Origin of the sequence: Streptomyces sp. NPDC046261 (assembly GCF_040646235.1) — a bacterium.
In the GTDB taxonomy this organism is placed as follows: domain Bacteria; phylum Actinomycetota; class Actinomycetes; order Streptomycetales; family Streptomycetaceae; genus Streptomyces.
Window position 1 is genome coordinate 46,468 of the sequence record NZ_JBEYZU010000013.1, and the last position, 26,427, is coordinate 72,894.

Annotated in this window: 22 protein-coding genes; 15 read left to right on the top strand and 7 right to left on the bottom strand. The window is 73.3% G+C overall.

What is annotated here, in order from left to right:
• Positions 1-84: 84 nt before the first annotated feature.
• The 3 genes from ABZ956_RS21890 (at position 85) to ABZ956_RS21900 (ending at position 3,451) form a co-directional block, all read left to right on the top strand.
• Complete coding sequence (locus ABZ956_RS21890) at positions 85-1,014, top strand: S1 family peptidase (RefSeq protein WP_361896096.1); 930 nt, start codon at positions 85-87, stop codon at positions 1,012-1,014.
• 171 nt (positions 1,015-1,185) lie between these two features.
• The gene (locus tag ABZ956_RS21895; protein WP_361896099.1) at positions 1,186-2,040 is read left to right on the top strand and encodes a slipin family protein; all 855 of its coding nucleotides are present in this window, start codon (positions 1,186-1,188) and stop codon (positions 2,038-2,040) included.
• A 319-nt stretch (positions 2,041-2,359) separates the two neighbouring features.
• Complete coding sequence (locus ABZ956_RS21900) at positions 2,360-3,451, top strand: S1 family peptidase (protein WP_361896102.1); 1,092 nt, start codon at positions 2,360-2,362, stop codon at positions 3,449-3,451.
• A gap of 81 nt (positions 3,452-3,532) precedes the next feature.
• Here ABZ956_RS21900 and ABZ956_RS21905 read toward each other — a convergent pair whose 3' ends face one another.
• Both ABZ956_RS21905 and ABZ956_RS21910 read right to left on the bottom strand, forming a co-directional pair.
• Positions 3,533-3,982, bottom strand: a complete 450-nt coding sequence (locus ABZ956_RS21905) for a subtilase-type protease inhibitor (protein ID WP_361896105.1) — start codon at positions 3,980-3,982, stop codon at positions 3,533-3,535.
• 438 nt (positions 3,983-4,420) lie between these two features.
• Positions 4,421-5,461, bottom strand: coding sequence for a DUF3533 domain-containing protein (locus ABZ956_RS21910; protein WP_361896108.1), 1,041 nt, complete (start codon positions 5,459-5,461; stop codon positions 4,421-4,423).
• A gap of 163 nt (positions 5,462-5,624) precedes the next feature.
• Between ABZ956_RS21910 and ABZ956_RS21915 the strand changes: the two genes are divergently transcribed.
• The 3 genes from ABZ956_RS21915 (at position 5,625) to ABZ956_RS21925 (ending at position 11,188) form a co-directional block, all read left to right on the top strand.
• Entirely contained in the window at positions 5,625-9,068 is a 3,444-nt protein-coding gene (locus ABZ956_RS21915; RefSeq protein WP_361896399.1) for a DNA polymerase III subunit alpha, read from the top strand.
• Between the two features lie 92 nt (positions 9,069-9,160).
• Positions 9,161-10,135, top strand: coding sequence for a hypothetical protein (locus ABZ956_RS21920; protein ID WP_361896110.1), 975 nt, complete (start codon positions 9,161-9,163; stop codon positions 10,133-10,135).
• A 174-nt stretch (positions 10,136-10,309) separates the two neighbouring features.
• A complete protein-coding gene (locus ABZ956_RS21925) occupies positions 10,310-11,188 on the top strand; it encodes an alpha/beta fold hydrolase (RefSeq protein ID WP_361896112.1) in 879 nt (292 codons plus the stop codon).
• A 25-nt stretch (positions 11,189-11,213) separates the two neighbouring features.
• Here ABZ956_RS21925 and ABZ956_RS21930 read toward each other — a convergent pair whose 3' ends face one another.
• The 5 genes from ABZ956_RS21930 to ABZ956_RS21950 all read right to left on the bottom strand — a co-directional run bounded on the left by ABZ956_RS21930 (position 11,214) and on the right by ABZ956_RS21950 (position 15,751).
• Positions 11,214-12,452, bottom strand: a complete 1,239-nt coding sequence (locus ABZ956_RS21930; RefSeq protein WP_361896115.1) for a cytochrome P450 — start codon at positions 12,450-12,452, stop codon at positions 11,214-11,216.
• Positions 12,453-12,490: 38 nt separating this feature from the next.
• Positions 12,491-13,279: an ABC transporter permease gene (locus ABZ956_RS21935; protein WP_361896117.1), complete on the bottom strand. Its 789-nt coding sequence runs from the start codon at positions 13,277-13,279 to the stop codon at positions 12,491-12,493.
• A complete protein-coding gene (locus ABZ956_RS21940) occupies positions 13,276-14,250 on the bottom strand; it encodes an ATP-binding cassette domain-containing protein (protein WP_361896119.1) in 975 nt (324 codons plus the stop codon). Before ABZ956_RS21940 ends, ABZ956_RS21935 begins: the two co-directional genes overlap by 4 nt.
• A 48-nt stretch (positions 14,251-14,298) precedes the next feature.
• The gene (locus ABZ956_RS21945; RefSeq protein ID WP_361896121.1) at positions 14,299-15,135 is read right to left on the bottom strand and encodes a DUF4097 family beta strand repeat-containing protein; all 837 of its coding nucleotides are present in this window, start codon (positions 15,133-15,135) and stop codon (positions 14,299-14,301) included.
• Positions 15,136-15,217: 82 nt separating this feature from the next.
• Entirely contained in the window at positions 15,218-15,751 is a 534-nt protein-coding gene (locus ABZ956_RS21950) for a hypothetical protein (protein ID WP_361896124.1), read from the bottom strand.
• Between the two features lie 223 nt (positions 15,752-15,974).
• Between ABZ956_RS21950 and ABZ956_RS21955 the strand changes: the two genes are divergently transcribed.
• The 9 genes from ABZ956_RS21955 to ABZ956_RS21995 all read left to right on the top strand — a co-directional run bounded on the left by ABZ956_RS21955 (position 15,975) and on the right by ABZ956_RS21995 (position 26,427).
• A complete protein-coding gene (locus ABZ956_RS21955) occupies positions 15,975-16,493 on the top strand; it encodes a DUF402 domain-containing protein (protein WP_361896127.1) in 519 nt (172 codons plus the stop codon).
• A 12-nt stretch (positions 16,494-16,505) separates the two neighbouring features.
• Complete coding sequence (locus ABZ956_RS21960) at positions 16,506-18,023, top strand: carboxyl transferase domain-containing protein (RefSeq protein WP_361896130.1); 1,518 nt, start codon at positions 16,506-16,508, stop codon at positions 18,021-18,023.
• 136 nt (positions 18,024-18,159) lie between these two features.
• Positions 18,160-19,137 carry an iron ABC transporter permease gene (locus tag ABZ956_RS21965; RefSeq protein ID WP_361896402.1) on the top strand — a complete coding sequence of 326 codons (978 nt, stop codon included), beginning with the start codon at positions 18,160-18,162 and terminating at the stop codon, positions 19,135-19,137.
• Positions 19,134-20,195 (top strand): iron ABC transporter permease, encoded by a 1,062-nt coding sequence (locus ABZ956_RS21970; RefSeq protein ID WP_361896133.1) that lies wholly within the window; start codon positions 19,134-19,136, stop codon positions 20,193-20,195. Before ABZ956_RS21965 ends, ABZ956_RS21970 begins: the two co-directional genes overlap by 4 nt.
• Positions 20,192-21,019 carry an ABC transporter ATP-binding protein gene (locus tag ABZ956_RS21975; protein ID WP_361896136.1) on the top strand — a complete coding sequence of 276 codons (828 nt, stop codon included), beginning with the start codon at positions 20,192-20,194 and terminating at the stop codon, positions 21,017-21,019. The genes ABZ956_RS21970 and ABZ956_RS21975 overlap by 4 nt, the downstream gene beginning before the upstream one ends.
• Positions 21,020-21,061: 42 nt before the next feature.
• On the top strand, positions 21,062-22,066 hold the full coding sequence (locus tag ABZ956_RS21980) for an iron-siderophore ABC transporter substrate-binding protein (protein WP_361896138.1): 1,005 nt from the start codon (positions 21,062-21,064) through the stop codon (positions 22,064-22,066).
• A gap of 172 nt (positions 22,067-22,238) precedes the next feature.
• A complete protein-coding gene (locus ABZ956_RS21985; protein WP_361896141.1) occupies positions 22,239-23,471 on the top strand; it encodes a siderophore biosynthesis protein in 1,233 nt (410 codons plus the stop codon).
• Positions 23,468-25,213: an IucA/IucC family siderophore biosynthesis protein gene (locus ABZ956_RS21990; RefSeq protein ID WP_361896144.1), complete on the top strand. Its 1,746-nt coding sequence runs from the start codon at positions 23,468-23,470 to the stop codon at positions 25,211-25,213. The genes ABZ956_RS21985 and ABZ956_RS21990 overlap by 4 nt, the downstream gene beginning before the upstream one ends.
• Positions 25,210-26,427 carry an MFS transporter gene (locus ABZ956_RS21995; protein ID WP_361896147.1) on the top strand — a complete coding sequence of 406 codons (1,218 nt, stop codon included), beginning with the start codon at positions 25,210-25,212 and terminating at the stop codon, positions 26,425-26,427. The genes ABZ956_RS21990 and ABZ956_RS21995 overlap by 4 nt, the downstream gene beginning before the upstream one ends.

The window sequence follows — 26,427 nt, forward strand, 5'->3', positions numbered from 1 at the left end:
GCGAAAGTGGAACCGTGGTGTCCTTTTGGCTGCGCCTCACGGGTCCGCGCACCCGGGCCCCCGACCCCACTCGGGAGGAACTACGTGAGGATCAAGCGCACCACCCCCCGCAGCGGTATCGCCAGACGGGCCCGGGCCGCCACGGTGGCCTCCGGCCTCGTGGCCGTCGTGGCCGCGTCCGGCCTCACCGCCACCGACTCCCACGCCCAGGACGCCTCGGCGGCCGCGCACTCGGCAGCGCGGCTGGCCGCCGTGAACACGGCAGTGGAGTCGGCGGACGTCGCCGGCACGGCCTGGGTCGTCGACCAGCGGACGAACACGCTCGTGGTGACCGCCGACGAGAGCGTCTCCGAGGCCGCCATAGCCAACATCAGACGCCAGGCCGGACCGGCCGCCTCGGCGCTGCGCGTCGAGCGCACCCCCGGCACCTTCCGCAAGCTCCTGGCCGGCGGCGACGCCGTCTACGCCCCCAGCTGGCGCTGCTCGGTGGGGTTCAACGTGCGCAAGGGCGGCACCTACTACTTCCTGACCGCGGGCCACTGCACCGAGGGCAAACCGGCGTACTACGCCAACGCCGCCCACACCACCAGCGTCGGCCCCACCACCGGGACCAGCTTCCCGGGCAACGACTACGGCATCGTGCGGTACGACAACACCTCCATCCCCCACCCCAGCGCGGTCAACCTCTACAACGGCAGCTCGCAGCGCATCACCGGCGCGGGCAACGCCACCGTCGGCCAGAGCGTCCAGCGCAGCGGCTCCACGACCGGGCTGAAGAGCGGCAAGGTCACCGGTCTGAACGCCACCGTCAACTACGGCAACGGCCAGGTCGTCCGCGGCCTGATCAAGACCACCGTGTGCGCCGAGCCCGGCGACAGCGGCGGCGCCCTCTTCGCCGGCTCCACCGCCCTGGGCCTGACCTCCGGCGGCAGCGGCAACTGCCGCTCCGGCGGCACGACCTTCTTCCAGCCCGTCACCAAGGCGCTGAGCGCTTACGGGGTGAGCATCTTCTGATCCCCACGGTGACCGTCCCCGGCGTCTGACCGCGAGCGCGCTCCGCCCTTCCCCACGCCTGCGGCCAGCAGCACAAGGCCCCCGGCCCCCCAGCGGGGCCGGGGGCTCGACCACGCTCACCCGCGGGCATACCGTGGACGTATCGCCTGACGTGCAACGCAGGGGGCCGTGATGGTCGAAGACCTCGTGGTGGCAGCAGTGGCCGTCGCATCGACCGGTGCCGTGTACCTGGCGGCGGCGGCCCGGGTGGTCAAGCAGTACGAGCGCGGAGTGGTGCTGCGACTGGGACGGCTGCGCTCCCAGATCCGGCAGCCGGGATTCACCATGATCGTTCCGGGTGTGGACCGGCTGCGGAAGGTGAACATGCAGATCGTCACCATGCCGGTGCCCGCCCAGGAGGGCATCACCCGGGACAACGTGACCGTGCGGGTCGACGCGGTCGTCTATTTCAAGGTGGTCGACCCGGCCGAGGCCGTCATCCAGGTGGAGGACTACCGCTTCGCGGTCTCCCAGATGGCCCAGACCTCGCTGCGCTCGATCATCGGCAAGAGCGACCTGGACGATCTGCTCTCCAACCGGGAGAAGCTCAACCAGGGTCTCGAGCTGATGCTCGACAGCCCCGCCGTGGGCTGGGGCGTGCACATCGACCGGGTGGAGATCAAGGACGTCTCGCTGCCGGAGACGATGAAGCGGTCGATGTCGCGGCAGGCGGAGGCCGAGCGGGAGCGCCGGGCCCGGGTCATCAACGCGGACGCCGAGCTGCTGGCCTCGAAGAAGCTGGCCGAGGCCGCGCAGACGATGTCGGAGCAGCCGTCGGCGCTCCAGCTGAGGCTGCTGCAGACCATCGTGGCGGTCGCGGCGGAGAAGAACTCCACGCTGGTGCTGCCCTTCCCCGTGGAGTTGCTGCGCTTCCTGGAGCGCGCGGCGCAGACCGGCGCGGAGGGTGCGGCGCCCGCGCCCGCGCCCGCCACCACGCCCGCCGGTACGGAATCCGGGGAGGACGAGGCGAGTATCGGACACGCCTAGCGGCTCTTTCCCCGGGGTGAATCCCCTGGGGCGCGTCGGCCACGGTGGCCCCACATGCCGGACGGGCTGGATTATCCAGCCCGTCCGGCATGTGGGGACCAGGGCGTAGTCCGGTAATGGCGTGCCGCGTACGAGGGGGGCGTACGCATGACCATGCGCGCGACTGGAAGTCGCCCTTGTGCACTCCCTTGCCCGATCGGGACACTCGACGGACCAACTTGGCATGGACGCGACCTCCTATCGGGGGTGCGGCTGTGTCGTTCGTCCTCCGGGCCCGCAGCCTTCAGTGCGGGCCCAACCCCCCACTGGAGGTGCCGAGTTGAAGTCCTTTCGGGTGTCCGTGCGGGCTGTTCTGACCGGCGTGGCGGTCGCCGCCCTCACCGCCGTGTCCCTGGCCCCGCAGCAGGTCCAGGCCGCTGCCGGGCCGGTCCCCGCGACGCTCTCGCCCCTGTCCCCGGTCTCCGCCCAGCGGCTCGCCGCGTCGCTCGCCGACCGGCTCCAGGGCTCCGCCGCCGGTTCGTACTACGACGAGGGCGCCGGCGCCCTCGTCGTCAACGTCATCGACCGGACCGCCGAGAACATCGTCCGCGCGGCGGGCGCGCGACCCCAGCGTGCCCGGTTCACCCAGGCCCGGCTCGACTCGGCCCTGCTGGCGCTCAACGAGCGGGCCGCCATTCCCGGCACCGCCTGGGTGCAGGACCCCAGAGTCAACCGGGTCGTCGTCACCGCCGACCCCACCGTCACCGGCGCGAAGCGGGCGCGGCTCGACAAGGTCGTCTCCGACCTGGGGGAGTCGGTGACGGTGCGCAGGATCTCCACCCGGCTCACCCGGTTCATCGAGGGCGGGGACGCCGTCTGGGGCCCCACCGCCCGCTGTTCGCTCGGCTTCAACGTCAAGCGGGCCGGCAAGCCCGACGGCTTCCTCACGGCAGGGCACTGCGGCAACGCCGTGACCACCTGGGCCGCCACGCGGGGCGGCCCGCAGATCGCCAGGACCGAGGCGTCGACGTTCCCCGGCAGCGACCACGCCATCGCCGGCTACACCGCGACCACCGACGCCCCGGGCACCGTGCGGCTCCACAACGGCTCGTCACAGCGCATCACTTCGGCCGGCACGGCGTCCGTCGGCGAGGCGGTCCAGCGCAGCGGTTACACCACCGGGCTGCACAGCGGTAAGGTCACCGGCCTCGACGCCACGGTCAACTATGAGCAGGGGCAGGTCAGAGGGCTGATCCAGACCGACGTCTGCGCCGAGCCCGGCGACAGCGGCGGTCCCCTCTTCGACGGCCCCAAGGCGCTGGGGCTCCTCTCGGGCGGCAGCGGCAACTGCGGCCTGCTGAGCGGGCCGAAGGTGACGTACTACCAGCCGGTGCGGCCGGCCCTCGACGCGTACGGCGCGACCCTCGGCTGACGCCCCCATGGACCGCGGCCCCCGGACACACCTCCACGGTGTCCGGGGGCCGCAGCACGCTCGGTGCCGACCGCTACGGGGTCAGAACTCGAAGACCGTGCCCTTGCCCGCCTTCATCTCGCACGGGTTGGCGAAGGTGCGCTCGAAGCTCACCCGGCGGCCCTCCCAGACGCCCTCGGCGGTGACCACGCTCGGGTTCCACTCCCGGGTGCAGGCCGTGCCCTCCTTTATCTTGGTGACCTTCTCGAAGTCACCGCCGGCCAGGCGCAGCTGGGCGCAGGCCCCACGTGTGTTCGGGTGGGTGCCGTCGGCCTTCGGCATACAGCTGAGCGTCACCGCGCGCTGTATGCCCGCGGTCGCCGCCGATTCGCCCTGACCAACCGTCAGCACCAGTGCGGAGGGCGCGTACAGACTCTGCGTCTGTGCCGCGGGTACGGGCGCGGGTTCGGCGTTCGCCGACGTTCCGGCTCCCACCAGGCCGCCCAGTGCCAGCGCGGCTCCCAGCGCGATCCCCCCAGTGATGTACCGCATTCCGAACACTCCCTTGTTCGTCGGTGCAGATAACGGACGGCAGTCTTGCCCAACTCGGGCATGAACGCACCCCGATCGAACACTTTCAGTCGTCGTATGAAAACCCTCAGTAGCGCTTGGTTCTGGCCGGATCCGATGGGCGCAAGGTCGCCCGAGCGACAACGGGGAAACATAGGGCGCTCTTTGGCGCCCGACTTGTGCGGGAAGGCGGGGATTAATGTTTCAGGAGTGTTGACCAGCGGCGATGCCTTGTAATCATTGACGAGTCGTCAAATAGGGCTTGACTGTAGGGAATCCCTGTGGGGTCCCGCCATTGAATTCAAGGGGTCAAGGGGTCCTTGCCCCGGCCTCCGCTGTCCGGCCGAAAAGCGGCTCGGCCCCCGCCTCCGTAGCGTCCGCGGCGATCGCGGAGGGTCCGCAGCAATGGCCGAACTCCGCTCAGACCGACCGTTCGGTCTGGCCCTTGCGGGCCCGGAATGCCGCACTCCAGAGCGTTGCCACGGTGCCGGCCGCCGCCCAGGCGGACAGCACCAGCAGGGGGCAGGTGAGCGCGTTGCCCCGGAAGTAGGCGATGGACCGGGCGGACCAGGTGCCCGCGCCCGGCGGGAGGGCCGGGCCGATGGTCCGCCAGAAGGGCGGCAGCAGGGGATAGGGATATGCCCCGCCCGCGCTGGGATTACCCAGCACCACGACGATCGCGATCGCCAGCCCGATGCCCACCACCCCCGCGAGCCCCTGCAGGGCCAGGGTCAGGGCCCCCACGGCGAAGACCACCAGGGCGCCCACGCCCCACAGCCCCGCGATGCTGCCCGGCAGCGCCCCCAGAACCGGACCCGCGATGACCGCGCCGAGCAGGCCCGAGCCGATCGCGTACAGGGCGATGGCCGCGAGCCGGATGACGGCCCGGTGGGGATTGGCGGGCCGGGCGCCCGCGCTGATGGCGAGGATCGCGGCACACAGATAGCCGCCCACGCACCACCCCACGACCAGGTAGAACGAGGTCAGCCCGCGGGAGTCGCCGGAGGCGGCCGGGGCCACGTCGGTGACCTTCACGCTCCGCCGCTGTGCCTGTTCGGCGCTGGTGACGACCGCCTCGGTGGCCTGGGCGAGCGAGGCACCGGAGCCGCCGGCGACCAGCAGGGTGTCGGTGTCGCCGCGCGGGTCGACGATCAGCGCCGCGTCCAGGTCGCGCTCGCGGATCCGCCGGACGGCCGCCGCCTCGTCGGACACCGTGCGCGGGTCCAGGGGGTCACCGGGCAGGGCGGCCAGCTTCCCCACCAGCTCCTCGCCGACCCGCGGTGGGGCGACCACACCGAGCGGGATGTCCTTGGGCTTCGGGCTGTGGAAGGCGCCGACGTAGGAGGCGATGAACGCGAGCTGCAGCACCAGCACCCCGACGACCAGGAGCGCGGCCCGGCCCGTCACGGCTTCCCGCACCTCCTCGAGGAAGCGGGTGCCGCGGCTGGGGGAGAGGACCATGCCTCGAGCCTGCGAGAGGTGGGGGTGCGGCGCAGGCGGTGTGGGCCGTCCGGGTGGCCCGCCCGTTCTATTCGTACGAACGTTCGAGAAGTGGTCTATGGTGGATAAGGAGGGGCGGTTTTCGGTCAGGGGGTGAGCGAGGCAGGAGGGTGCGATGGCTGCGATGCCGGCGTTCACACACCTGCACACGGCCTCGGGCTTCTCGATGCGCTACGGGGCCACGCACCCCGAACGGCTGGCCGAGCGGGCCGCCGAGCGGGGCATGGACGCGATCGCCCTCACCGACCGCGACAGCCTGGCCGGCACGGTCCGGTTCGCCAGGGCCGCCGCCACGGCCGGGGTGCGCCCGCTGTTCGGCGTGGACCTGGCCGTACGCGAGCCGCTGCCCGAACCCGGGCCCACGGTGCGCCACCGCTCCCCGGTGCGCGGCGGCGCCTTCGTCGACGAGTCCGCGCCCCGCGCGGTCTTCCTCGCCCGCGCGGGCGCGCCCGCCTGGGCCGCGCTGTGCGGGCTGGTCTCCGCCGCCCACGCGTCGGGCGCCGAGCGGCCCGAGCTGACCCGGGAGGACCTCGCGGCCGCCGCCGACGGCGCCCGCGCCCCGCTGACCGTCCTGCTCGGGCCGGACTCCGAGGTCGGCCGCGCGCTGGCCGCCGGCCGCCCCGACCGGGCCGCGCGGCTGCTGCTGCCCTGGCGCGAAATGTTCGGTGACGCCCTGCGGCTGGAGACCGTCTGGCACGGCCGCGCCGGCACCGGCCCCGGCTCGCTGCGGCTCGCCGCCCGTACCGCCGGCTTCGCCGCCGAACAGGGCGTACGGGCCGTGCTGACCAACGCCGTCCGCTACGCCGACCCCGGACAGGGGCCCGTCGCCGACGTCCTCGACGCGGCCCGCCGCCTGGTGCCCATCGACCGCCGCAGGCCCGAGGCCCTGGACGGCGGCGAACGCTGGCTCAAGGACCCGGCCGCCATGGCCGCCGTCGCCGAACGGGTCATGGAGGCCGCCGGGTTCCGCCGCGAGGCCGCGCACCGGCTGCTCACCATGACGTGGGAGACCGCCGCCGAATGCCTCGTCGACCCCGAGGACGACCTGGGTCTGGGGTCCGTGCACTTCCCCGAGCCGCACCTGGTCGGGGCCGGCCGGCGCACCGCCGCCCGGGTGCTGCGCTCCCGCTGCGCCGGGGCCATGGTGCTGCGCGGCCACGACCGCGACCGCCGCTACTGGGACCGGCTGGAGGAGGAGCTGCGCATCATCGAACAGCGCGGCTTCCCCTCGTACTTCCTCACCGTCGCCCAGGTCGTCGACGACACCCGGGCGCTGGGCATCCGCGTCACCGCCCGGGGCTCCGGCGCGGGCTCGCTGGTCAACCACCTGCTCGGCATCGCCCACGCCGACCCCGTGGAACACGGCCTGCTGATGGAGCGCTTCCTGTCCACGCGCCGCAAGGCGCTGCCCGACATCGACATCGACGTCGAGTCCGCCCGGCGCCTGGACGTCTACCGCGCGATCTTCGACCGCTTCGGCAGGGAACGCGTCGCCACCGTCTCCATGCCCGAGACCTACCGGGTCCGGCACGCGGTACGGGACGTCGGCGCGGCCCTCGGCATGGAGCCGGCCGAGGTGGACCGGCTCGCCAAGTCCTTCCCGCACATCCGGGCCCGCGACGCCCGCGCCGCGCTGGCCGAACTGCCCGAGCTGCGCGGCGTGGCGGCGGAGGAGCACGGCCGGCTGTGGGAGCTGGTCGAGGCCCTGGACGGGCTGCCGCGCGGCATCGCCATGCACCCCTGCGGAGTGCTGCTCTCGGACGCCACCCTGCGCGGGCGCACCCCCATCGTGCCCACCAGCGGCGAGGGGTTCGCGATGTCGCAGTTCGACAAGGACGACGTGGAGGAGCTGGGGCTGCTCAAACTCGACGTGCTGGGCGTGCGGATGCAGTCCGCCATGGCGCACGCGGTCGGGGAGATCGAACGGGCCACCGGCCGCCGGATCGACCTCGACGACCCCGCGCAGGTCCCGCCGGGCGACCGCCGGACGTACGAGCTGATCCGGTCCGCCGAGACCCTCGGCTGCTTCCAGATCGAGTCGCCGGGCCAGCGGGACCTCATCGGACGGCTGCAGCCGGCGACCTTCCACGACCTCGTCGTCGACATCTCGCTGTTCCGGCCGGGCCCGGTCGCCGCCGACATGGTCCGCCCCTTCATCGAGGCCCGGCACGGCCGGGCCCCCGCCCGCTATCCGCACCCCGACCTGGAGGACGTGCTGCGCGAGACCTACGGCGTGGTCGTCTTCCACGAGCAGATCATCGAGATCCTGCGGATCATGACCGGCTGCGACCGGGGCTTCGCCGACGAGACCCGGCGCGCGCTGTCGGACCCCGCCCTGGTGGGCCGGGTACGGGTCTGGTTCGCAGCGCGGGCGGGCGAGCGGGGCTACCCGGCGGACGTCGTGCGCCGCGCCTGGGAGATCGTCGAGGCGTTCGGCAGTTACGGCTTCTGCAAGGCGCACGCCGTGGCCTTCGCCGTGCCGACCTACCAGTCGGCCTGGCTGAAGGCCCATCACCCGGCGGCCTTCTACGCGGGCCTGCTCACGCACGACCCCGGGATGTACCCCAAGCGGCTGCTGCTCGCGGACGCGCGGCGGCGCGGGGTGCCGATCCTGCCGCTGGACGTGAACCGGTCGGGCGCCGCCTATTCGATCGAACTGGTGTCCGGTAAGCGGGGGCTCCTCGGCATCCGCCTCGCCCTCTCCGAGGTGCAGGGCATCTCCCGGGCCGAAGTGCGGCGGATCGTCGACGGACGCCCGTACACCTCGCTCCAGGACCTGTGGCAGCGCGCCCACCCCGCCCGGCCCGTCGCCGAACGGCTGGCGCGCGTCGGGGCGCTGGACGCCTTCGGCACCAACCGCCGGGACCTGCTGCTGCACATCGCCGAACTGCACGCCCGGCACCGCTCCGGCTCCCCCGCCCAGCCGACGCTGATCGACAGCGCCCGGGCCGAACCGGTCGGCCTGCCCGACCTGGACGCGCGGGAGCGGCTCGGCGCGGAGCTGAACGTGCTCGGCATGGACGCCTCGCGCCACCTGATGTCCGACCACCGGGCGTTCCTGGCGGAGCTGGGCGCGATCCCCGCCCGGCGGCTGCGCGACGCACGGCACGGCGAGACCGTCCTGGTCGCGGGCGCCAAGGCCGCCACCCAGACCCCACCGGTCCGCTCCGGCCGCCGGGTCATCTTCACCACCCTCGACGACGGCACCGGCCTGGTCGACTGCGCCTTCTTCGACGACAGCCACGAGGCGTGCGCGCACACGGTCTTCCACTCCTGGCTGCTGCTCGTACGCGGCGTGGTCCAGCGGCGCGGGCCGCGCAGCCTGAGCGTGGTGGGCGCGGCGGCGTGGGATCTGGCGGAGCTCACCGCGCTGCGGGCGGAGGGGGGACTGGGGGCGGTGGCCGAGGTGCTGGCGCACCCCGCGGAGTCCGCTGCCGCGGGACCGGAGCGTCGCATCCGGATGTCCACCGGCTATGCCATGCATCCGTGGGCGGATCTGCAGCCTGCCGGCGAGGGGGCGGCCACTGGGCGCAAGTTGTGGCACGCGAGTCAGGGGAGCGCGGGATGAGTGGGCGAGGCGAGTCGGCGCGGGTCCGTGGGCCGGTTGTGCCCACCCGTTCCGCCTTGCGGAACGATTGCCCACAACCGGTGGTTCTGTACGTGCACTTCCATCCCGCCTGCGGGACCGCCCTCGACGAGGAGACCTACGACGGGCTGCTCGCGCTGCTCGCCGAGGTGACGCCCGTCGTGCAGGCGCTGCCCCCCGACGCCGCGCTCATGGACGTCCGCGGTGCCCTGCGCTACTTCAGGCACGAGCCGGCCTGGCTCGCGGAGTTGCTGCGGGTGCGGGCGCTCGCGCGGTACGGGGTGGACTGCACGGTCGGGATCGCCGGCAATCCGATGCTCGCGCGGATGGCCGCGCAGGACGGGCCGCCCGGAGCGGTCCGTACGCTCCGCGGCGAGCCGGAGGCCGTGGCCGCGTTCCTGGCCCGCAAGCCGGCCGCCGCCCTGTACGGGGTGGGGCCCGCCACCGCCCGCACCCTGTGCTCGTACGGGCTCGACAGCATCGGCCGGATCGCCGACGCGCCCCTGGGCGCGCTGCAGCGCATCCTCGGCGCGGCCGCCGGGCGGCGCGTCCACGAGCGGGCGCGCGGCATCGACCCCACGCCCGTCACCCCGGACGCGCGGGCCCGCTCCATGGGGGCGGAACACCGCTTCGACGCCGACGAACTGGACGCCGGACACCGGCGCCACGCCCTGCTCGCGCTCGCCGACGGGCTGGGCGCCCGGCTGCGGGGGAGCGGACAGGCCGCACGGGGCCTGAAGCTGACCGTCCGCTACGCCGACGGTTCGTCGACGACCCGGTCCAGGACCTTCGCCGAGCCGACCGCGCACACCCCCGAACTGACCGCCGCGGCCTACGCGCTGCACGCCTCCCTCGCGCTGCAGCGGGCCAGGGTGCGGGCCGTGGCGCTGCGCGCGGAAGGGCTGTGCGACGCGCGCCTCGCCGCGCACCAGCTCACGTTCGACCCGGCCGACGAGAAGGCGCGGCGCGTGGAGGCCGCCGTCGACCGGGCACGGGCGCGCTTCGGCGCGGGGGCCGTGGGGCCGGCGACCACCCTGCACGTGGCCTGAATCATTCGTACGTCACTGACTCAACTTGGGCAACTGTTTCAACTTGCTTGACGAAAGCAAAAGATTGCCCGCACCCTACTCAAGAGTAATTAACGCCCATTTAATGCGCCTGCAACACAGTTGCCGGTGCTGTTCGGCGTACCCACCCCCCACCTGCGAGGAGTTTCGGAAGTGATGCTGCGTCGTAGACCCCGGAGACCGTTCAGGTCCCTGCTGTCCGCCCTGACTCTGACCGTGGCGGCCGCCGCGGTTCCGGGGACCGCGGCAGCCGCTCCGAGCGCCACGGAGAGCGTCAGCCGTGGCTGGAACGACTATTCCTGCAAGCCTTCCGCCGCCCACCCCCGGCCCGTCGTCCTCGTGCACGGGACGCTCGAGAACGCCAAGACCAACTGGTGGGCCTTCGCGCCCTACCTGGTGAACCGGGGCTACTGCGTCTTCTCCTTCGACTACGGCAAGCTGTCCGGCGTCCCGGCCTTCCACGGCCTCGGTCCGGTCGCCAAGTCGGCGCAGGAGCTCGCCGGCGACGTCGACAAGGTGCTGGCCGCCACGGGTGCCGACAAGGTCGACATCGTCGGCCACTCGCAGGGCGGGATGATGCCCCGTCAGTACATGAAGTTCAACGGCGGCGCGAAGAAGGTCAACGCCCTGGTCGGCATCGCGCCCAACAACCACGGCACGACCCTGTCCGGGCTGACCAGGCTCCTGGACATCGTCCCCGGCGCGCGCGGCGTGATCGACAGCACCGCTCCCGGCCTGACCGACCAGGTCGTCGGCTCGGACTTCATGAAGCGCCTCAACGAGGGCGGCGACACCGTCCCGGGCGTCAAGTACACCGTCATCGCGACCCGGTACGACGAGGTCGTCACGCCCTACGAGACGCAGTTCCTCTCCGGGCCGAACGTCCGCAACGTCCTGGTCCAGGACCTGTGCCCGGTCGACATCTCCATGCACCTGACCCTCGGCACGATCGACCGCGTCGCCTTCCACGAGGCCGCGAACGCCCTCGACCCCGCCAACGCCACCCCGGCGAACTGCGCGTCGATGGTGAGCTGACGGGGCCTTTTAGGCCACCGGAGGGTCAGGCCGGCTCCTCGTCCCAGGTGACGGGGAGCCGGTGCACTCCGTAGATGTTCATGCCGGTGCGCAGGGGCACCTCCCCGGGCGGGACGGCCAGGCGCAGGTCCGGGAAGCGGGTGAAGAGCGCCGGCAGGGCGACCCGCAACTCGACGCGGGCCAGTTGCTGGCCCAGGCACTGGTGGATGCCGTGGCCGAAGGCCAGGTGGCCGGTGGCCCTGCGGCGCAGGTCGAGGGTGTCGGGGTCGGGGAAGCGTGCCGGGTCCCGGTCGGCGGCCAGGATCGAGAGGGTGACCGACTCGCCGGCCCTGATCAGGTGGCCGTCCAGCTCGACGTCCTCCAGGGCCGCGCGGACCCCGGTGTGGGCGATGCTCAGATAGCGCAGGAGCTCCTCCACCGCCTGGTCGGCGAGTTCGGGGTCGGCGCCCAGGGCGGCCGCCTGCCCGGGGTGGCTGAGGAGGGCGAAGGTGCCCAGGCCGATCATGTTGGCGGTGGTGTCGAGGCCCGCGGCGAGGAGGAAGCCGCCGAGGCCGGCGAGCTCGGCGTCGCTGAGGTCGGTGGTGGTCAGGTCGCTGAGGATGTCCTCGGTGGGCGCGGCCCGCTTGGCCCGGACCAGCTCCTGGACGGTCTCCCCGAGCTCGGTCATGGCGGCCATCTGCTGCGCGGGCGTCGAGGCCGGGTCGGTGATCGCCGCGGCGCGCCAGGTGAATGCCTCGCGGTCGGCCTCGGGCACGCCGAGGAGTTCGCAGATCATCAGTGCCGGGACGGGGTGGGCGTAGGCCTCCACCAGGTCCACCACCGGGCCGTGCCGTTCCATGGCGTCGAGGTGCTCGGTGGTGATCTGCTCGACGCGTGCGGTGAGTTCGCGCATCCGGCGGACCGTGAACTTGCCGGCGAGCAGCCGCCGGTAGCGGGTGTGCTCGGGCGGGTCGATGCCGGTGAGGTCGCCGAGCGGTGCCGGGGGGATCTCGGTGAAGTCCGCGCCCGGGAAGGGGTAGTGCATGAGCTCGTAGCGTGCGCTGAAGCGGGGGTCGGCGGCGATCGCGCGGACCGTGGAGTGTCCGGTGGCCAGCCAGCCTAAGTGGCCGTCGGGGTAGCGCATCCGTACGAGCGGCTGCCGGTCGCGCAGGGCGGCCAGCTCGGTGGGCGGGTCGAAGGGGCAGCCCGCGGGGCGGTCCACCGGCAGTGCGGTGACTTCCTGGGCGGTCCGCTCGGGGGAGTGGGCCGGGTGTTCGTGCCGCATGGTGTCCTCCAGTGCAGGGTGAGGGAACGACGGGTGGCTCAGCGGCGGAAGCCGCGGCGGAAGGCCGACCGGGCCCACAGGTAGCCGACGAGGCTGAGGCCGGCGCACCAGGCGAGGGCGACGACGCCGCTGTTGCCGATCTCCGTGCCCATCAGCAGGCCGCGCAGCGTCTCGTTGACCGGGGTGAAGGGCTGGTGGTCGGCGAACCAGCGCATCCAGGACGGCATGGTGTCGGTGGGGACGATGGCGCTGCCCAGGAAGGGCAGGAGGGTGATCGGCATGGGCAGGTTGGAGGCGGATTCGACGGTCTTGGCGACCAGGCCCATGGCGGCCGAGATCCAGGTCAGCGCGAAGGCGAGGAAGGCGAGGAGGCCGGTGGCGGCCAGCCACTCCAGGGCGGTGGCGTCGGGACGGAACCCGATGGCGAGGGCGACGGCGCTGACCACGGCCGTGCCGAGGGCGGTCTGGACGAGGTTGCCGAGGACATGGCCGGTGAGGAAGGAGGCGTGGGACATGGGCATGGTCCGGAAGCGGTTGACGATGCCTTCCGTCTTGTCCATGCAGACGCCGAGCGCGGCACCGATGGAGCCGGTGGCGACGGTCATCAGGATGATCCCCGGGGCGATGTAGTCGATGTAGTCGCCCTTCACCTGGGGGCCCTGGATTCCCGCCCCGAGCGCGCCGCCGAAGGCGTAGGTGAAGAGGAGGAGGAAGAGGACCGGCATCAGGATGATGGTCACCACCACGGACGGGTAGCGCACGGCGCGCTTCATGTTCCGCCGGAACATGGTGACGGAGTCGCGGGCGGCGTAGGTGAGGGCGCTCATCGGGAGGTCTCCTGCTTGTCGGAGCCGGTCAGGGTGAGGAAGACGTCGTCGAGGTCCGGGGTGTGCTGGGAGAGGGCCTCGGGGGTGATGCCGGCGTCGTCGAGGATGTCCAGGACGGCGCGGAGGGTGGGTACGGAGCCGTCGGAGGGGATCTGGAGGGTGAGTTCCTCGTCGTTACGGCTGGTGGCGAGGAGGTGGGAGGCGGCCAGGTCCAGGGCGGCCGGGTCGGCGAACCTCAGCGAGATGTGGCCGCCGGGAATGAGGCGCTTGAGCTCTTCCGCGGTGCCTTCGGCGATCAGCTTTCCGCCGTCCAGGACGGCGATACGGTCGGCGAGCTGGTCGGCCTCCTCCAGGTACTGGGTGGTGAGGAAGATCGTCACGCCGTCGTCGGCGACCAGGGAGCGGATGATCTCCCACATGGTGCGGCGGGAGCGCGGGTCCAGACCGGTGGTGGGCTCGTCGAGGAAGATGATGCTCGGGTCGCCGACCAGGGTCATCGCGAGGTCGAGCTTGCGGCGCATACCGCCGGAGTAGGTGGTGACCGGCTTCCTGGCGGCCTCGGTGAGGTCGAAGCGGCGCAGCAGTTCGCCGGCCCGTCGGCGGCCCTCGCGGCGGGGCAGATGGTGCAGGTCCGCCATGAGCATCAGGTTCTCCTCGGCGTTGAGGAGGTTGTCGACGGCGGCGAACTGGCCGGTGACGCCGATCGCGGCGCGTACCGCGTCGGCGTCGCGGGCCAGGTCGTGGCCGGCGAGCGTCGCCTGTCCGGCGTCGGCGGCGATGAGGGTGGAGAGGATCTGCACGGTGGTGGTCTTGCCCGCGCCGTTGGGCCCGAGCAGGGCGAAGACCGTGCCCCGGGGGATGGTCAGGTCGATGCCGTCGAGCACCACCTTGTCGCCGTAGGACTTGGACAGTCCGGTGGCCTTGATCGCCGGGGTGAGGGGCGGCGCAAAGAGTTCGGTGGTCATGATCATGACAGTCCTGTCTGTGTGTGTTCTCGCCGGGAGGGGTCGCTCGTCCGGTCAGGGGCGGCGGATCACGATGTCGCCGACCCCGGTGCGGGCGCGCACCTCGACGGTCTCCTCGGCGGTGCCGGGGCTGTCGGAGGGGTCGAGGTCGTTGTGCACGCCGCCGGCGCCGGTGTGGACGTCGAGCCAGGCGGCGGTGGACTCGTTGATGCCGACCTCCACGTCGCCCGCGGCGGTGTGCAGGGTCACCTGACCGCGCGTCACATTGCCCACCCGCAGAGAACCGTTGGCGGACTTGGCGTTGACCGAGGCGTGGGCGACGTCGACGGAGATGCGGCCGTTGGAGGAGTTCGCCCTCAGGTCGCCGGTGACCGAGCCGATCGAGGTCTCGCCGTTGCCGTTCTTGACGACCGCCGTGCCCGTGATCTCGCCGACCTCGATCCGGCCCGCTCCGTAGACCTCGGCGTCGCCCGTCACGCGGTCCACCCGGATGTCGCCCCAGCCGGTCTTGAGGTTCGCAGCCGTCGCCTCGTCGATCCGGATGTCGCCCATGGACGTCTTGATCCGGCACTCCCCGAAGCGGCCTTCGCAGAGGAAGTCCGCCATGGGCGAGGTGCCCCGCAGGTGCGAACCGGCCGGCAGTTCGATGCTCAGGTGAAGCGCGCCGCACTTGCCGAACAGGGAGCGCTTCTTCGGTCCCTTGACCGAGAGCGTGCCACCCGAGAAGACGACCTTGGTCTGCTCCGCGGCCCGTACGTCGATGTCGGCGGCGGCGTTGGCCGGCAGCACCTCGACGACCGTGTCGACGCGCTTGCCCGCGGTGATCCGGGCGGCCCCCAGGTCGAATTCGAGGACGACGGAGATCGGTTCGGGAGTGTCGAAAGTAGGCATGGCTGTTCCGTCCTCGTGGCTGTGGAGTGAATTCCCGCCGGTGGGGCGGGTGAGGAAGAAGTGGTGCGGAGGGCTGCCGCGGCTAGCGGACCCAGCCCGTGTAGCTCTGCGTGCCCCGGCGGAGGGTGCGGCCGGCGGGGCGGGCGGGCTCGCCGGGCTCGAGGGCGGTGGTGACGGCCCGGACGAGCCAGGCGTTGACCGACAGGCCCTCCTGTCCGGCGGCGTCCTCGACCCGGGCCTTGAGGTGGGCGGGGAGGCGGAAGTTGATGCGTGCCGTGCCACCCTCGTCGCCCTCGGCGGGGACGGGGGGCGCGGGAAGCGGGGGCGCCGGCATGCTCGCGGGCTCCTCGTCCCGCTCGTAGCCCTGCGGTGCCGGCGGCGGCGTCACCACGAACTCGGGGTCGGTCCCGCGCAGCCGTACGTCGACCGAGCCGGGCGCGAGATCGCGGGTGACCTCGTCCATGGCGGCGGACAGCGCGTTCAGCAGCGTCAGCCGGGTGGCCGACTCCAGGGGCGCGGTGAGCCGCTCGGCCAGGGCCCGGGCCTCGTCCCCGCCCGCATCGGCGGCGACCGCGAGTTCGTGGCGGAGGTTGTCGACATACGGCGTGAGGTCCATGACGCCATCATGGCATCACTATGGCGCCATCGCAAGCCGTGATGGCGCATGGGTGGCGCCAAGTGGTGTCACGTGGCGCCATGTGGCGCCATCCGGTGGTGCCGGGCGGTGCCGTGGGGCCCTGAGGTGACGAGGGCGGCCCGGTAAATCAGTGGCCGCGTGCTCCCTCGCCGGGAGAGGCTGCCGCCGTTGACCGGCACCGAGACGGGGAGGCTTCACCATCATGACCAGTACAGCGGCGGGGGCAGCGCTGACGACGGGCGGCGCTGTGGAGGTCGTCCTGCGGAAGGCCGGCCGGACCAAGGTGCGCTATCCCGCGACGGTCGTCCACGACGACGGCACGCACGCGGTCGTACGGGCGCCGTGGGCGGGGGCGGGGGCGCGCGACTTCGGATTCGTGCGGTTCGAGGACGGCGATGTGTTCACCGAGCACTACTGGCGCGACCGCTGGTACGCCGTCAAGGAGGTGCGGGACGCGGGCGGGAGCCTCAAGGGCTGGTACTGCGACGTCACCCGCCCGGCACAGGCGGAGAAGGACGCGCTCGTCGTCGAGGACCTCGACCTCGACCTGTGGGTCTCGGCGGACGGTGGCACCGTACTGCGCCTGGACGAGGACGAGTTCGCCGACAGCGGCCTGGACGGGCGTGACCCCCTCGCCGCGCGGGCGGCCCGCCGGGCGCTGGACGAGCTGGAGGCGCTGGCCCGGTCGGGCGGCCTCGGTGGCCTTCTCGCCTGGACGTGACAGGCTGTCAGCATGGCCGACCTCAGCAACCGCACCTCCGCGCTCGATCTGATCCTGGCCGCCGTCGACCCCGGCAGCTGGCGGTGCTGGGACGTCCCCGTCGCGGTGACGGCGGACGACCCCGGCTACCGCGCCGACCTGCTGGCGGCACGGGAGCGCACCGGTCTCGACGAGTCCGTCGTCACCGGCGAGGGGCGGGTGGCCGGGCGCCGGGTGGCCCTGGTGGCCTGTGAGTTCCGCTTCCTGGCCGGGTCGATCGGGGTCGCGGCGGGGGAGCGGCTGGTGCGCGCCGTGGAGCGGGCGACGGCCGAGCGGCTGCCGCTGCTGGCGGCGCCCGCCTCGGGCGGCACGCGGATGCAGGAGGGCACCATCGCCTTCCTGCAGATGGTGAAGGTGACCGCGGCGATCACCGACCACAAGGCGGCCGGGCTGCCCTACCTGGTCTATCTGCGGCACCCCACGACCGGTGGCGTGCTCGCCTCGTGGGGTTCGCTGGGCCACCTCACCGCCGCCGAGCCCGGCGCCCTCATCGGCTTCCTGGGTCCCCGGGTGCACGAGGCGCTGTACGGCGAGGAGTTCCCGCCGGGTGTGCAGGTCTCCGAGAACCTGCTGGCCAACGGCCTGGTGGACGCGGTCCTCCCGGCGGGGCGGCTGGCGCGGGTCGCCGCGCGGGCGCTGTCCGTGCTGTGTGCGGACGACGCGCCGCCGCCGGCACCGGCTCCGGTACCGGTTCCGGCGCCCGGCAAGAGCGCCGACGCGCCCCCGGCCGAGGAATCGATCCGCCGCTCACGGCGCCCCGACCGGCCCGGCGTGCGGGAGTTTCTGCGCGCTGCCGCCACCGACGTCACGCTGCTCAGCGGTACGGGCGCGGGGGAGCGCGATCCGGGGCTCCTGCTCGCCCTCGCGCGCGTGGACGGTACGCCCTGCGTGGTGCTCGGCCACGACCGCGGCAGCCACCCCGACCTGACAGCCGGTCAGGCGCTGGGCCCGGCGGGGCTGCGGGCGGCCCGGCGCGGCATGCGGATCGCCGCGGAGCTGGACCTTCCGTTGCTCACCGTCGTGGACACCGCCGGCGCGGCCCTCTCGCGCGAGGCCGAGGAGGGCGGGCTGGCCGGAGAGATCGCCCGCTGCCTCGCCGACCTGGTCGACCTGTCCGCGCCGACCCTGTGCCTGCTGCTGGGGCAGGGCGCCGGCGGGGCGGCCCTCGCCCTGCTCCCGGCGGACCGGGTGGTGGCGGCGCGGCACGCCTGGCTGTCGCCGCTGCCGCCCGAGGGGGCGTCGGCGATCCTGCACCGGACGACGGACCGGGCCTACGAGGTCGCCGGGCGTCAGGGAGTACGCTCCGCCGACCTCTTGGCGAACGGGATCGTGGACCGCATCGTAGAAGAGGAAGGGAACTTCCTTTTGGTCCTGGGTCGGGTGATCGGAGCGGAAATGGCTGCTCTCAGGGCGCGTGACCAGCACGAGCGGCGCTCGGGACGCCGTGCGCGCTATCGGCGTCTGGGTGGCGCGGGCAGCGGCTCACCCTGAGAAAGATGGGCATTGCGGGCAACCTACAACGGGAATTGACAAGATTAGGCTTGCCTAACCTAAGGTCGTCCCCGTGAACGCGACCGATGCCCGGCCAGTTAGGCCACCCCGGCCCGTCGCCGGGCGTCCGGCGGCACTGAACAGGGCCCTGCTGCTGACCGGCGGCCTGGCGCTGCTCGTGCTGTGCGTGGTGCTCAGCCTCGCCGCGGGCTCCCGCGCCGTGCCGCTGAGCACGGTGTGGCACGCCCTGACCGACGGGGACAGCAGCAGCGACGGCCTCGTCGTCACCGGGCTGCGCGTGCCGCGCACGGTGATCGGCGTGGTGGTGGGCGCCGCCCTCGGCGTCGCCGGCGCCCTCGCCCAGGGCATCACCCGCAACCCGCTGGCCTCGCCCGCCACCCTCGGCATCAACCACGGAGCCGGCTTCGCCGTGGTCGTCGCGAGCTACGCGCTGGGCCTCAGCCACCCCGCCCAGTACCTGCCCTTCGCGTTCGCCGGGGCGGCACTGGCCACCCTCGCCGTCCTCGCCCTCGCCCGCCGCGCCGGCGACCTGGACCCCGTACGGCTCGCGCTCGGCGGCACCGTGCTGGACGCCGTACTCATCTCCTGGACCTCCGCGGTGATGCTCACCAGCCACCGCACCCTGGACGAGGCCCGCTTCTGGCTCGCGGGCTCGCTCGCCGGGCGGCAGACCGACATCCTGCTGCCCGTCCTCGCCCCGCTCGTCATCGGCCTCATCCTGGCCCTGGCCGTCACCCCCGCGCTCAACGCCCTCGCCCTCGGCGACGAGACCGCCCAGGCGCTCGGCGTCCCGGTCGCCAAGGTGCGCGCCGCCGGCGGGATCGCCGTGATCCTGCTCGCCGCCTCCTCCGTCGCGGTCGCCGGCCCGCTCTCCTTCGTGGGCCTCGCCGCCCCCCACCTCGTACGCAAGCTCATCGGCGCCGACCACCGCTGGCTGATCCCCGGCTGCCTGATCGCGGGCCCCCTGCTGCTGCTCACCGCGGATGTCCTCGGCCGCCTCGTGCTGCGCCCCGTCGAACTGGAAGTCGGCATCGTGACCGCCCTGCTCGGCGCGCCCCTGCTGGCCTTCCTCGCCCGGAAGGCGGCGCGATGACCACCGTCATGACCGATGCCGAGCCCCTCGCCGCGGGCGGCGGCGCCCTCGCCCGGCAGCGCCGGCGCACCGCCCTGCTGAGCGCGGCCGCCGTGGCCCTGCTCGTGGTGCTCACGGCGATCGGCCTCGGCACCGGCGAGGTATCGATCCCGCCGGTGGACGCCCTGCGGGGCCTGGTGGGCCTCGGCGATCCCGGCAACGTGATGCTCGTTCAGGAGCTGCGCGCCCCGCGCGTGCTGTCCGCCGTCGCGGCCGGGGCGGGACTCGGCGTCGCCGGGGCGATCCTGCAGCGCGTCGCCCGCAACCCCCTCGCCTCCCCGGACGTGGTCGGGGTGACCGGCGGCGCCTCGCTGGGCGCCATGGCCGTCATCGCCTCCGGCGCGTCGGCGGCGCTGATCTCGCCCGCCGCGCTCGGCGGCGGACTGCTCGCCGCCGGCCTGCTGGGACTGCTGGCCTGGCGGGGCGGGTTCACCGTCTCCCGGCTCGTCCTCGTCGGCCTCGCCGTGCAGTCCGGCCTCGCCGCCGCCGTGAACCTCCTCATCGTCCGCTTCCCCGCCGAACTCGCCTCCTCCGCCCTGCAGTGGACCACCGGCTCGGTCTACGGACGGACCTGGACCGAGGTCGAGGCCGGGGGAGGAGCGATCCTCGCCGGGCTCGTCATCGCCCTGGTCGCCCACCGCAGGATCGCGGTCCTCGACCTCGGCGACGACAGCGCCGGCTCCCTCGGCCTGCCCCCGAACACCGCCCGGCTGCAGCTGCTGCTCCTCGCCGTCGTGCTGGCCTCCGTCGCCGCCGCCCTCACCGGGCCCGTCGGCTTCGTGGCCCTGGCCGTACCGCACATCGTGCGGTTCCTGGCCGGGCCGCCCACCACCGGCACGCTCGCGCTGACCGCGCTGACCGGAGCCGTCCTGCTGCTGGGCGCCGACCTCGTCGTCCTGCACCTGCTGCCCGTCCACGGGCTGCCCGTCGGCGTCGTCACCGCCACCCTCGGGGCGCCCTGGCTGCTCGTACTGATGCTGCGTCAAATGAAGCCCAACGCTGGGAGTGCCACCCGATGAGCGCGACGACGAACGCCAACGAGCTGGCGACCCGCGGCCTGCGGCTCGGCTACGGCAACACCGTCATCGTCGACGGCGTCGACCTGACGCTGCCCGGCGGCGCCGTCACCGCCGTCGTCGGCCCCAACGCCTGCGGCAAGTCCACCCTGCTGCGCGGCATGGCCCGGCTGCTGACCCCCACCGCCGGCACCGTCACCCTCGACGGCAGCGACATCCACCGGATGCCCGCCCGCGCCCTGGCCCGCCGCATGGGCCTGCTGCCGCAGCAGGCCGTCGCCCCCGAGGGCATCACCGTCGAAGCGCTCGTCCGCCTCGGCCGCTACCCCCACCAGCGGATGCTCACCCCCTGGTCGAAGGCCGACCAGAGCGCCGTGGAGGCCGCGCTCGCGCGCACCGGTACCGACGCGCTGCGCGACCGGGCCGTCGACGAACTCTCCGGCGGCCAGCGCCAGCGCGCCTGGATCGCCCTCGCCCTCGCCCAGGACACCCCGCTGCTGCTCCTGGACGAGCCCACCACCTTCCTCGACCTGCGCCACCAGCTCGACGTGCTCGATCTGGTCGAGGAGCTCAACGCCGAGGCCGCGCGGACCGTCGTGATGGTCCTGCACGACCTCGGCCAGGCCGCCCGCTACGCCGACCACCTGGTCGTCATGTGCGACGGACGCCCGGCCGCGGCCGGGCCCCCGGCGGAGGTCCTCACCGCCGAACTCGTCGAGAAGGTCTTCCGGGTGGAGTGCCGGGTCGTCCCCGATCCCGAAACCGGCACCCCCCTCGTCGTGCCCCGCGCCCGGTCCGCCAGACGCGCGGCCACAGCGACCTCCTGACACCCCCCCACATCCCACCACCGCTCGAGAGGGAACCCCACCATGACCGTGCCCCGGCCGGCCCAGCACCGTATGCGCAGAGTATTCGCGGCGTCCCTCGCCGTGATCATCGGCACCACCGCGCTCGGCGCGTGCGGCGACGGCGACAAGAAGACGGACGAGGCCAAGCCGGCCGCCTCCGACACCGGCTTCCCGCGCTCGATCACCCACGCCATGGGCAAGACCGAGATCAAGAAGAAGCCCCAGCGCGTCGTCGTCCTCGACACCGGCGAGCTGGACGACGTGACCATGCTGGGCATCAAGCCCGTCGGCGCGGTCTCCCCCCACATGAAGACCGAGGGCGGCTTCCCCGCCTACCTCGGCGACAAGACCAAGGACGCCAAGGACGTGGGCCCCATGGCGGAGCCCAACATCGAGCGCATCATGTCGCTCAAGCCCGACCTGATCCTGTCCTCCAAGGTCCGCCACGCCAAGGTCTACGACAAGCTCAAGGGCATCGCCCCCACCGTCTTCACCGAGACCACCGGCGCCCCCTGGAAGGAGAACCTGAAGGTCCACGCCCAGGCCCTGGGCCTGGAGAAGGAGGCCGCCGCCGCCATGAGCGACTACGAGCGGCGCGCCAAGGCCCTGGGTGAGGCGATCAAGAAGAAGAACGACGGCAAGGCCCCCACCGCCTCCGTCGTCCGCTTCGTCGCCGGCCCCACCCGCCTCTACCAGAAGCAGTCCTTCAGCGGCATCGTCCTGTCCGACATCGGCCTGCGCCGCCCCGAGTCGCAGGACGTCGACAAGCCCATGCTCGAGGTCTCGCCCGAGCAGATCGACAAGGCCGACGCCGACATGGTGTTCGTGACCGTCGCCGACGACCCCAAGAAGACCCAGCAGGACGCCGTCCAGGAGAACCCGCTCTGGAAGGGCCTCGGCGCCGTCAAGAACGACAAGGTCTTCCAGGTGCCCGACGAGACGTGGATGTCCGGCATCGGCATCCAGGCCGCCAACCGCGTCGTCGACGACATCGCCAAGGCCGCCGGCGTCGACGCGCCCAAGTAGCCCGCCCGGGCGGCCGGCACCCCACGGCCGCCCCGCACCCCCTCATCACCCCTCTTCGCCCCTCTGCACCCGTCTTCACTCACCCTCTTCACTGCCCCGTGCCGGGCCGCGTGTGCGGCGTGGCCCGGCGCGGGCATCCCCCCAACACCCCTGCCTCCCGAAAGGTGCCCCTGTGCGGCTGCATCTTCTCGCGCTCAACCCCACCGACTCCGTCACCGAGGGCTTCCTGCCCGCCGCCGCCCGGCTCGGCCTGGCCGTGACGCTCCTCACCGACCAGCCCGAAAACCACCGGCGGGCGTACGAACGTCACATTGCGGCCGGCGGTGACACCCTGCCCGAGCTCGACGTCCAGCACTGCGACGTACGCGACTTCCGCGAGGTCATAGGCCGGATCTCCGCCCTCGGCAAGCCCGACGCGGTCTTCACCAACAGCGACCACCTGCAGACCCAGGCGGCCCTGGCCGCCGACTACTTCGGCCTCCCCGGCAAGGACTGGCGCGCCGCCCTGCGCGCCAAGAACAAGGCCCAGCTGCGCCGCAGCCTCGCCGAAGCCGGCCTCGACACCGTCTTCTCCGCCGAACTCGCCCCCGGCGAGGACCCGGACGCCCTCGGTGACGGCCGCCTCGACGGCGCCCCCTTCCCCTGCGTGGTCAAGCCCCGCGAGGGCGTGGCCAGCGAGGACGTCGTCCTCGTCGGCGACGTCGCCGAACTGGCCGACCGCTGCCGGGAGATCAGGGCACGCCGGCCCGACGCCGCCCTGGTCGTCGAGGAGTACCTGGACGGGCAGCTGCACACCCTGGAGACGCTCGGCGACGGCACCACCCTGCACGCCTTCGCGGCCTTCCGCACCCAGCTCTCCCCGCCGCCCTACTTCATCGAGGAACGCCTCGACCTCCTGCCCGCCCTCCCGCAGCCCCACAGCGAGCAGATCCTCACCCAGCTGAAGGGGCTCGGCATCGGCTTCGGCATCTGCCACACCGAGTACGTGGCCCAGGGCGACCGCGCCCGCATCATCGAGGTCAACTACCGCGCCATCGGCGACCAGTGCGACCTCGTCCTGGCCGGCCTGCTGGACATTCCGCTCTTCGAGCACATCCTGCGCACGCACCTCGGACAGCCGCTTCCCGCCGATCTCGGTGGGCGCACGGACGGCCGGGTACGTATGGAGTACGTGTGCGCCGAGCGCGCCGGCACCCTCAAGGCCGCGCCCGGGGCGAGCGACACCGAGCACGACGGCGTGCGGCTGGTCTACCGGCCCTGGCGCGAGCTCGGCGAGGAACACCCGCTCTATCGCACGAACCGCGACTACCTGGGGGTGTTGCGGGCGACCGGTACCGACGAGGACCGGATCGACCGTGCCGTCGCGGAATTCCTGGCGGCCCAGCGATGGGAGATCGTCTCATGAGCGCGGCTGCGACGGCACCCGACGCCGTCGAGGACGAACTCCTCGGCCGGGTGCTCAGCACCCTGCTGCGTGAGGACGCCTACCGGCTGCGCAGCAAGGCGGTCACCGAAACGCGCCCCGACGGCGACTGGCTCCGGCTTCCCGTCACGGGCGAAACGTTGCTGCTCCCGGTGGGCCCCGAGGGCTTCCAGTGCGAGGTCCAGGCCCGCGAGCCCTACCTGCGGACGGCGGACGGCCCGGTGCGCGGCCTGCGGCCGGTCCTGACCCGGCTGCGCGCCGCCGCCGAACCCGAGGACCGGGCCGGGTTCGACGCCTTCCTCGCCGAGTGCGACGAGGCGCTGGCCACCATGCGGCTGCACGGCCGGGTGCGCGAGAGCGTCGTCGGGACCCTGGCCGGGACGTACGGGCACGCGGTGGCCGACTGGACCGGGCTGCGCGGCTCCCTCGCCTACGACACCCTCGCCGCCTTCCGCGACCACCCCGTCTACCCCACCGGCCGCGCCCGCGCCGGCCTCAGCGAGCGGGAACTACGCGCGTACGCACCCGAGTTCCACCCCGCCTTCCCGCTGCGCTGGCTCGCCCTGCCGCGCGAGGCCGTCACCGGTGAGCCCGCCGGGCTGCCGCACTGGTGGCCCACCCCCGCCGCCCTCGGCCTGCCCCGCCTGGACGCCACCCACCTGGCGCTGCCCGTCCATCCCCTCACCGCCGGCGCCCCGCTCGCCGAGGCCCTGCGCGCCACCGGCCTGACCGGCTCCGCGCACCTGGCCGAGAAGCCCTGGCTGGAGGTGACCCCGACCCTGTCGACCCGTACGGTCGCCGTCGCCGACGACCCCGAGGTCCACCTCAAGCTGCCGCTCGCCACCGCCACCCTGGGCCAGCGCAACCGGCGCACCATCAAGCCCGGCACCCTCCTGGACGGCGAGGTCGGCCAGCGGCTGCTCGAGGAGATCATCGCCCAGGAGCCGCGCTTCGCCGGCACCGTGCTCCTCGCCGACGAACGCACCCACCTCGGCGCCGGCCACGAGCTGCTGGCCACCCTCGTGCGCCGCTACCCGGCCGGCCTGCAGGACGCGCACGTCGTCACCGTCGCCGGGCTGCTCGCCCGCACCCCCGACGGCCGCCTCGTCGCCGACGCCCTCGCCGAGCGCTACTACGGCGGCTCGCTCGTCGCCTTCGTGGACGCCTATCTGACCCTGCTCCTGGACTGGCACACCACCCTCTTCTCCTACGGCATAGCCCTGGAGTCCCACCAGCAGAACACCTCCGTCGTCCTCGACGAGATCGACGGCAGGCCCCGGCTGCGGCTGCTGCTGAAGGACAACGACGGGCCGCGCGTGCACGCCGTGCGCCTGGCGGCCCGCCTCGGCGGGGAGGCCGCCGACCTGCTGGGCTTCGACGACCGGCGCATCCTCGTGGCGGGCGACGGCCCGGTCGCGGACGTGTTCGCGACCATCACCGTCCACCTGTGCGCGGGCGCCCTCGCCTTCGAGCTGGCCCGCCTGGGCCGGGGACCGCTCGACGGGTGGCTGCGGCAGCTGCGCGAGCGGCTCGCCGAGGCCACGGACCGGCTCGCCCCCGGGGCGGCCGCCGTCCTGCGGGCCCGGGTGCTGGACGCCGGCCGGCTGCCGGTCAAGGCCATGATCACCGCGGGGACGCTGCTCACCAAGGAGCGCTCCGGCGCCGCCGACATCAACAAGCACTACGTCGACGGGCCCAACTACCTGCGGGAGGGCGCCCGGTGACCACCGTCCTGGAGCGCACCGAACAGCGGACGCCCGCCGGCCTGCGCACCCGGCAGATCCACGCGGTGGCCGCCTGCTACTTCGTCGCCTCCTTCGCGGCCCTCGGCCTGCCCCCCTACCTCACCGCGATCCTGCCGGGCCTGGGCGACCGCGAGGCCCGCTGGGCCGGGCTCCTCTACATCGTGCCGACCGTCTTCGGCGCGATCGGCGCCCCCCTGTGGGGGCGGCTGGCCGACCGGTACGGGCGCAAGCGCCTGCTGCTGCGGGCCCAGCTGGGCCTGGCCGTCTCCTTCCTGCTCGCCGGCTGGGCGGACAGCCTGCCCGCCTTCGCCGCCGCCCTCGTCCTGCAGGGCATCCTCGGCGGCACCTTCGCCGCCTCCAACGGCTACCTCGCCGCCGCCCTCGAGGGGCAGCGCCTGTCCTGGGCGCTGACCCTGATGCAGGGCGCCGCCCGACTCGCGCTCGTCGCCGCGCCGATCGTGGTGGGCTCGCTCTCGCCCTGGGTCTCACCGCACCGCCAGTACGCGCTGCTCGCCGTGCTGCCGCTGGCCGCCGCCCTGATGCTGGCCGCGCTCCCGGAGCCGCCACGCACCGAGGAGAGCGCACCGGAGGGCCCCGAGGATGCGGCAGGTGCGGCGGGCGAGGAGGCACGGCGCGAGAGCCGCGCCTCGCTGCGCACCCTCTACGTCCTCGAGTTCACCTTCGTCCTCGCCACCGTCATCTCCTACCCCTACCTGATCACCCTCGTCGAAGGGCGGCTGCCCGGCCTCGGCTCCGCCGTCAGCGGGCTCCTGTTCGCCCTGCCGCACGTGTGCTACCCCCTGCTGGCCAAGCCCGTGCACACCCTCGTGGCGACCCGCCCGCACCTGGGTGCCGCGACCGGCTTCGCCCTGGTGGCCGTGGCCCTCGCCGGACACTGGGGCGCCGGGTCCCTGCCCGCCTTCGTCGCGCTGCGGCTGCTGCTGGGCGCCGGCATGACCCTGGGGCTGGTGAGCCTGTCCGCGCTCGCCGCCGATGCCTGCCGCGGCCGCAGACCCGGCCGGATGTTCGGCGCCCTGGAGCTCATATCCAAGGCCGGGGCCGTCGTCGCCGGAGCGGTCGCCGCCGTCTCCAACGACGTCTGGGGCCCGGCCGCCCCCATCGTCGCAGGATCCGCCGTCGCAGCCCTGACGGCGCTCGTCAGCACGTCCTCCCTCCTCCGCTGGAGTCGCTGA

Bases quoted from the DNA above. Each gene is read 5' to 3' on its own strand.
- ABZ956_RS21935 (WP_361896117.1), bottom strand. From the start codon at position 13,279: ATGAGCGCCCTCACCTACGCCGCCCGCGACTCCGTCACCATGTTCCGG.
- ABZ956_RS21950 (WP_361896124.1), bottom strand. From the start codon at position 15,751: ATGGACCTCACGCCGTATGTCGACAACCTCCGCCACGAACTCGCGGTC.
- ABZ956_RS21930 (WP_361896115.1), bottom strand. From the start codon at position 12,452: ATGCGGCACGAACACCCGGCCCACTCCCCCGAGCGGACCGCCCAGGAA.
- ABZ956_RS21905 (WP_361896105.1), bottom strand. From the start codon at position 3,982: ATGCGGTACATCACTGGGGGGATCGCGCTGGGAGCCGCGCTGGCACTG.
- ABZ956_RS21925 (WP_361896112.1), top strand. From the start codon at position 10,310: ATGCTGCGTCGTAGACCCCGGAGACCGTTCAGGTCCCTGCTGTCCGCC.
- ABZ956_RS21910 (WP_361896108.1), bottom strand. From the start codon at position 5,461: ATGGTCCTCTCCCCCAGCCGCGGCACCCGCTTCCTCGAGGAGGTGCGG.
- ABZ956_RS21895 (WP_361896099.1), top strand. From the start codon at position 1,186: ATGGTCGAAGACCTCGTGGTGGCAGCAGTGGCCGTCGCATCGACCGGT.
- ABZ956_RS21940 (WP_361896119.1), bottom strand. From the start codon at position 14,250: ATGATCATGACCACCGAACTCTTTGCGCCGCCCCTCACCCCGGCGATC.
- ABZ956_RS21955 (WP_361896127.1), top strand. From the start codon at position 15,975: ATGACCAGTACAGCGGCGGGGGCAGCGCTGACGACGGGCGGCGCTGTG.
- ABZ956_RS21970 (WP_361896133.1), top strand. From the start codon at position 19,134: ATGACCACCGTCATGACCGATGCCGAGCCCCTCGCCGCGGGCGGCGGC.
- ABZ956_RS21980 (WP_361896138.1), top strand. From the start codon at position 21,062: ATGACCGTGCCCCGGCCGGCCCAGCACCGTATGCGCAGAGTATTCGCG.
- ABZ956_RS21915 (WP_361896399.1), top strand. From the start codon at position 5,625: ATGCCGGCGTTCACACACCTGCACACGGCCTCGGGCTTCTCGATGCGC.
- ABZ956_RS21945 (WP_361896121.1), bottom strand. From the start codon at position 15,135: ATGCCTACTTTCGACACTCCCGAACCGATCTCCGTCGTCCTCGAATTC.
- ABZ956_RS21975 (WP_361896136.1), top strand. From the start codon at position 20,192: ATGAGCGCGACGACGAACGCCAACGAGCTGGCGACCCGCGGCCTGCGG.
- ABZ956_RS21960 (WP_361896130.1), top strand. From the start codon at position 16,506: ATGGCCGACCTCAGCAACCGCACCTCCGCGCTCGATCTGATCCTGGCC.
- ABZ956_RS21990 (WP_361896144.1), top strand. From the start codon at position 23,468: ATGAGCGCGGCTGCGACGGCACCCGACGCCGTCGAGGACGAACTCCTC.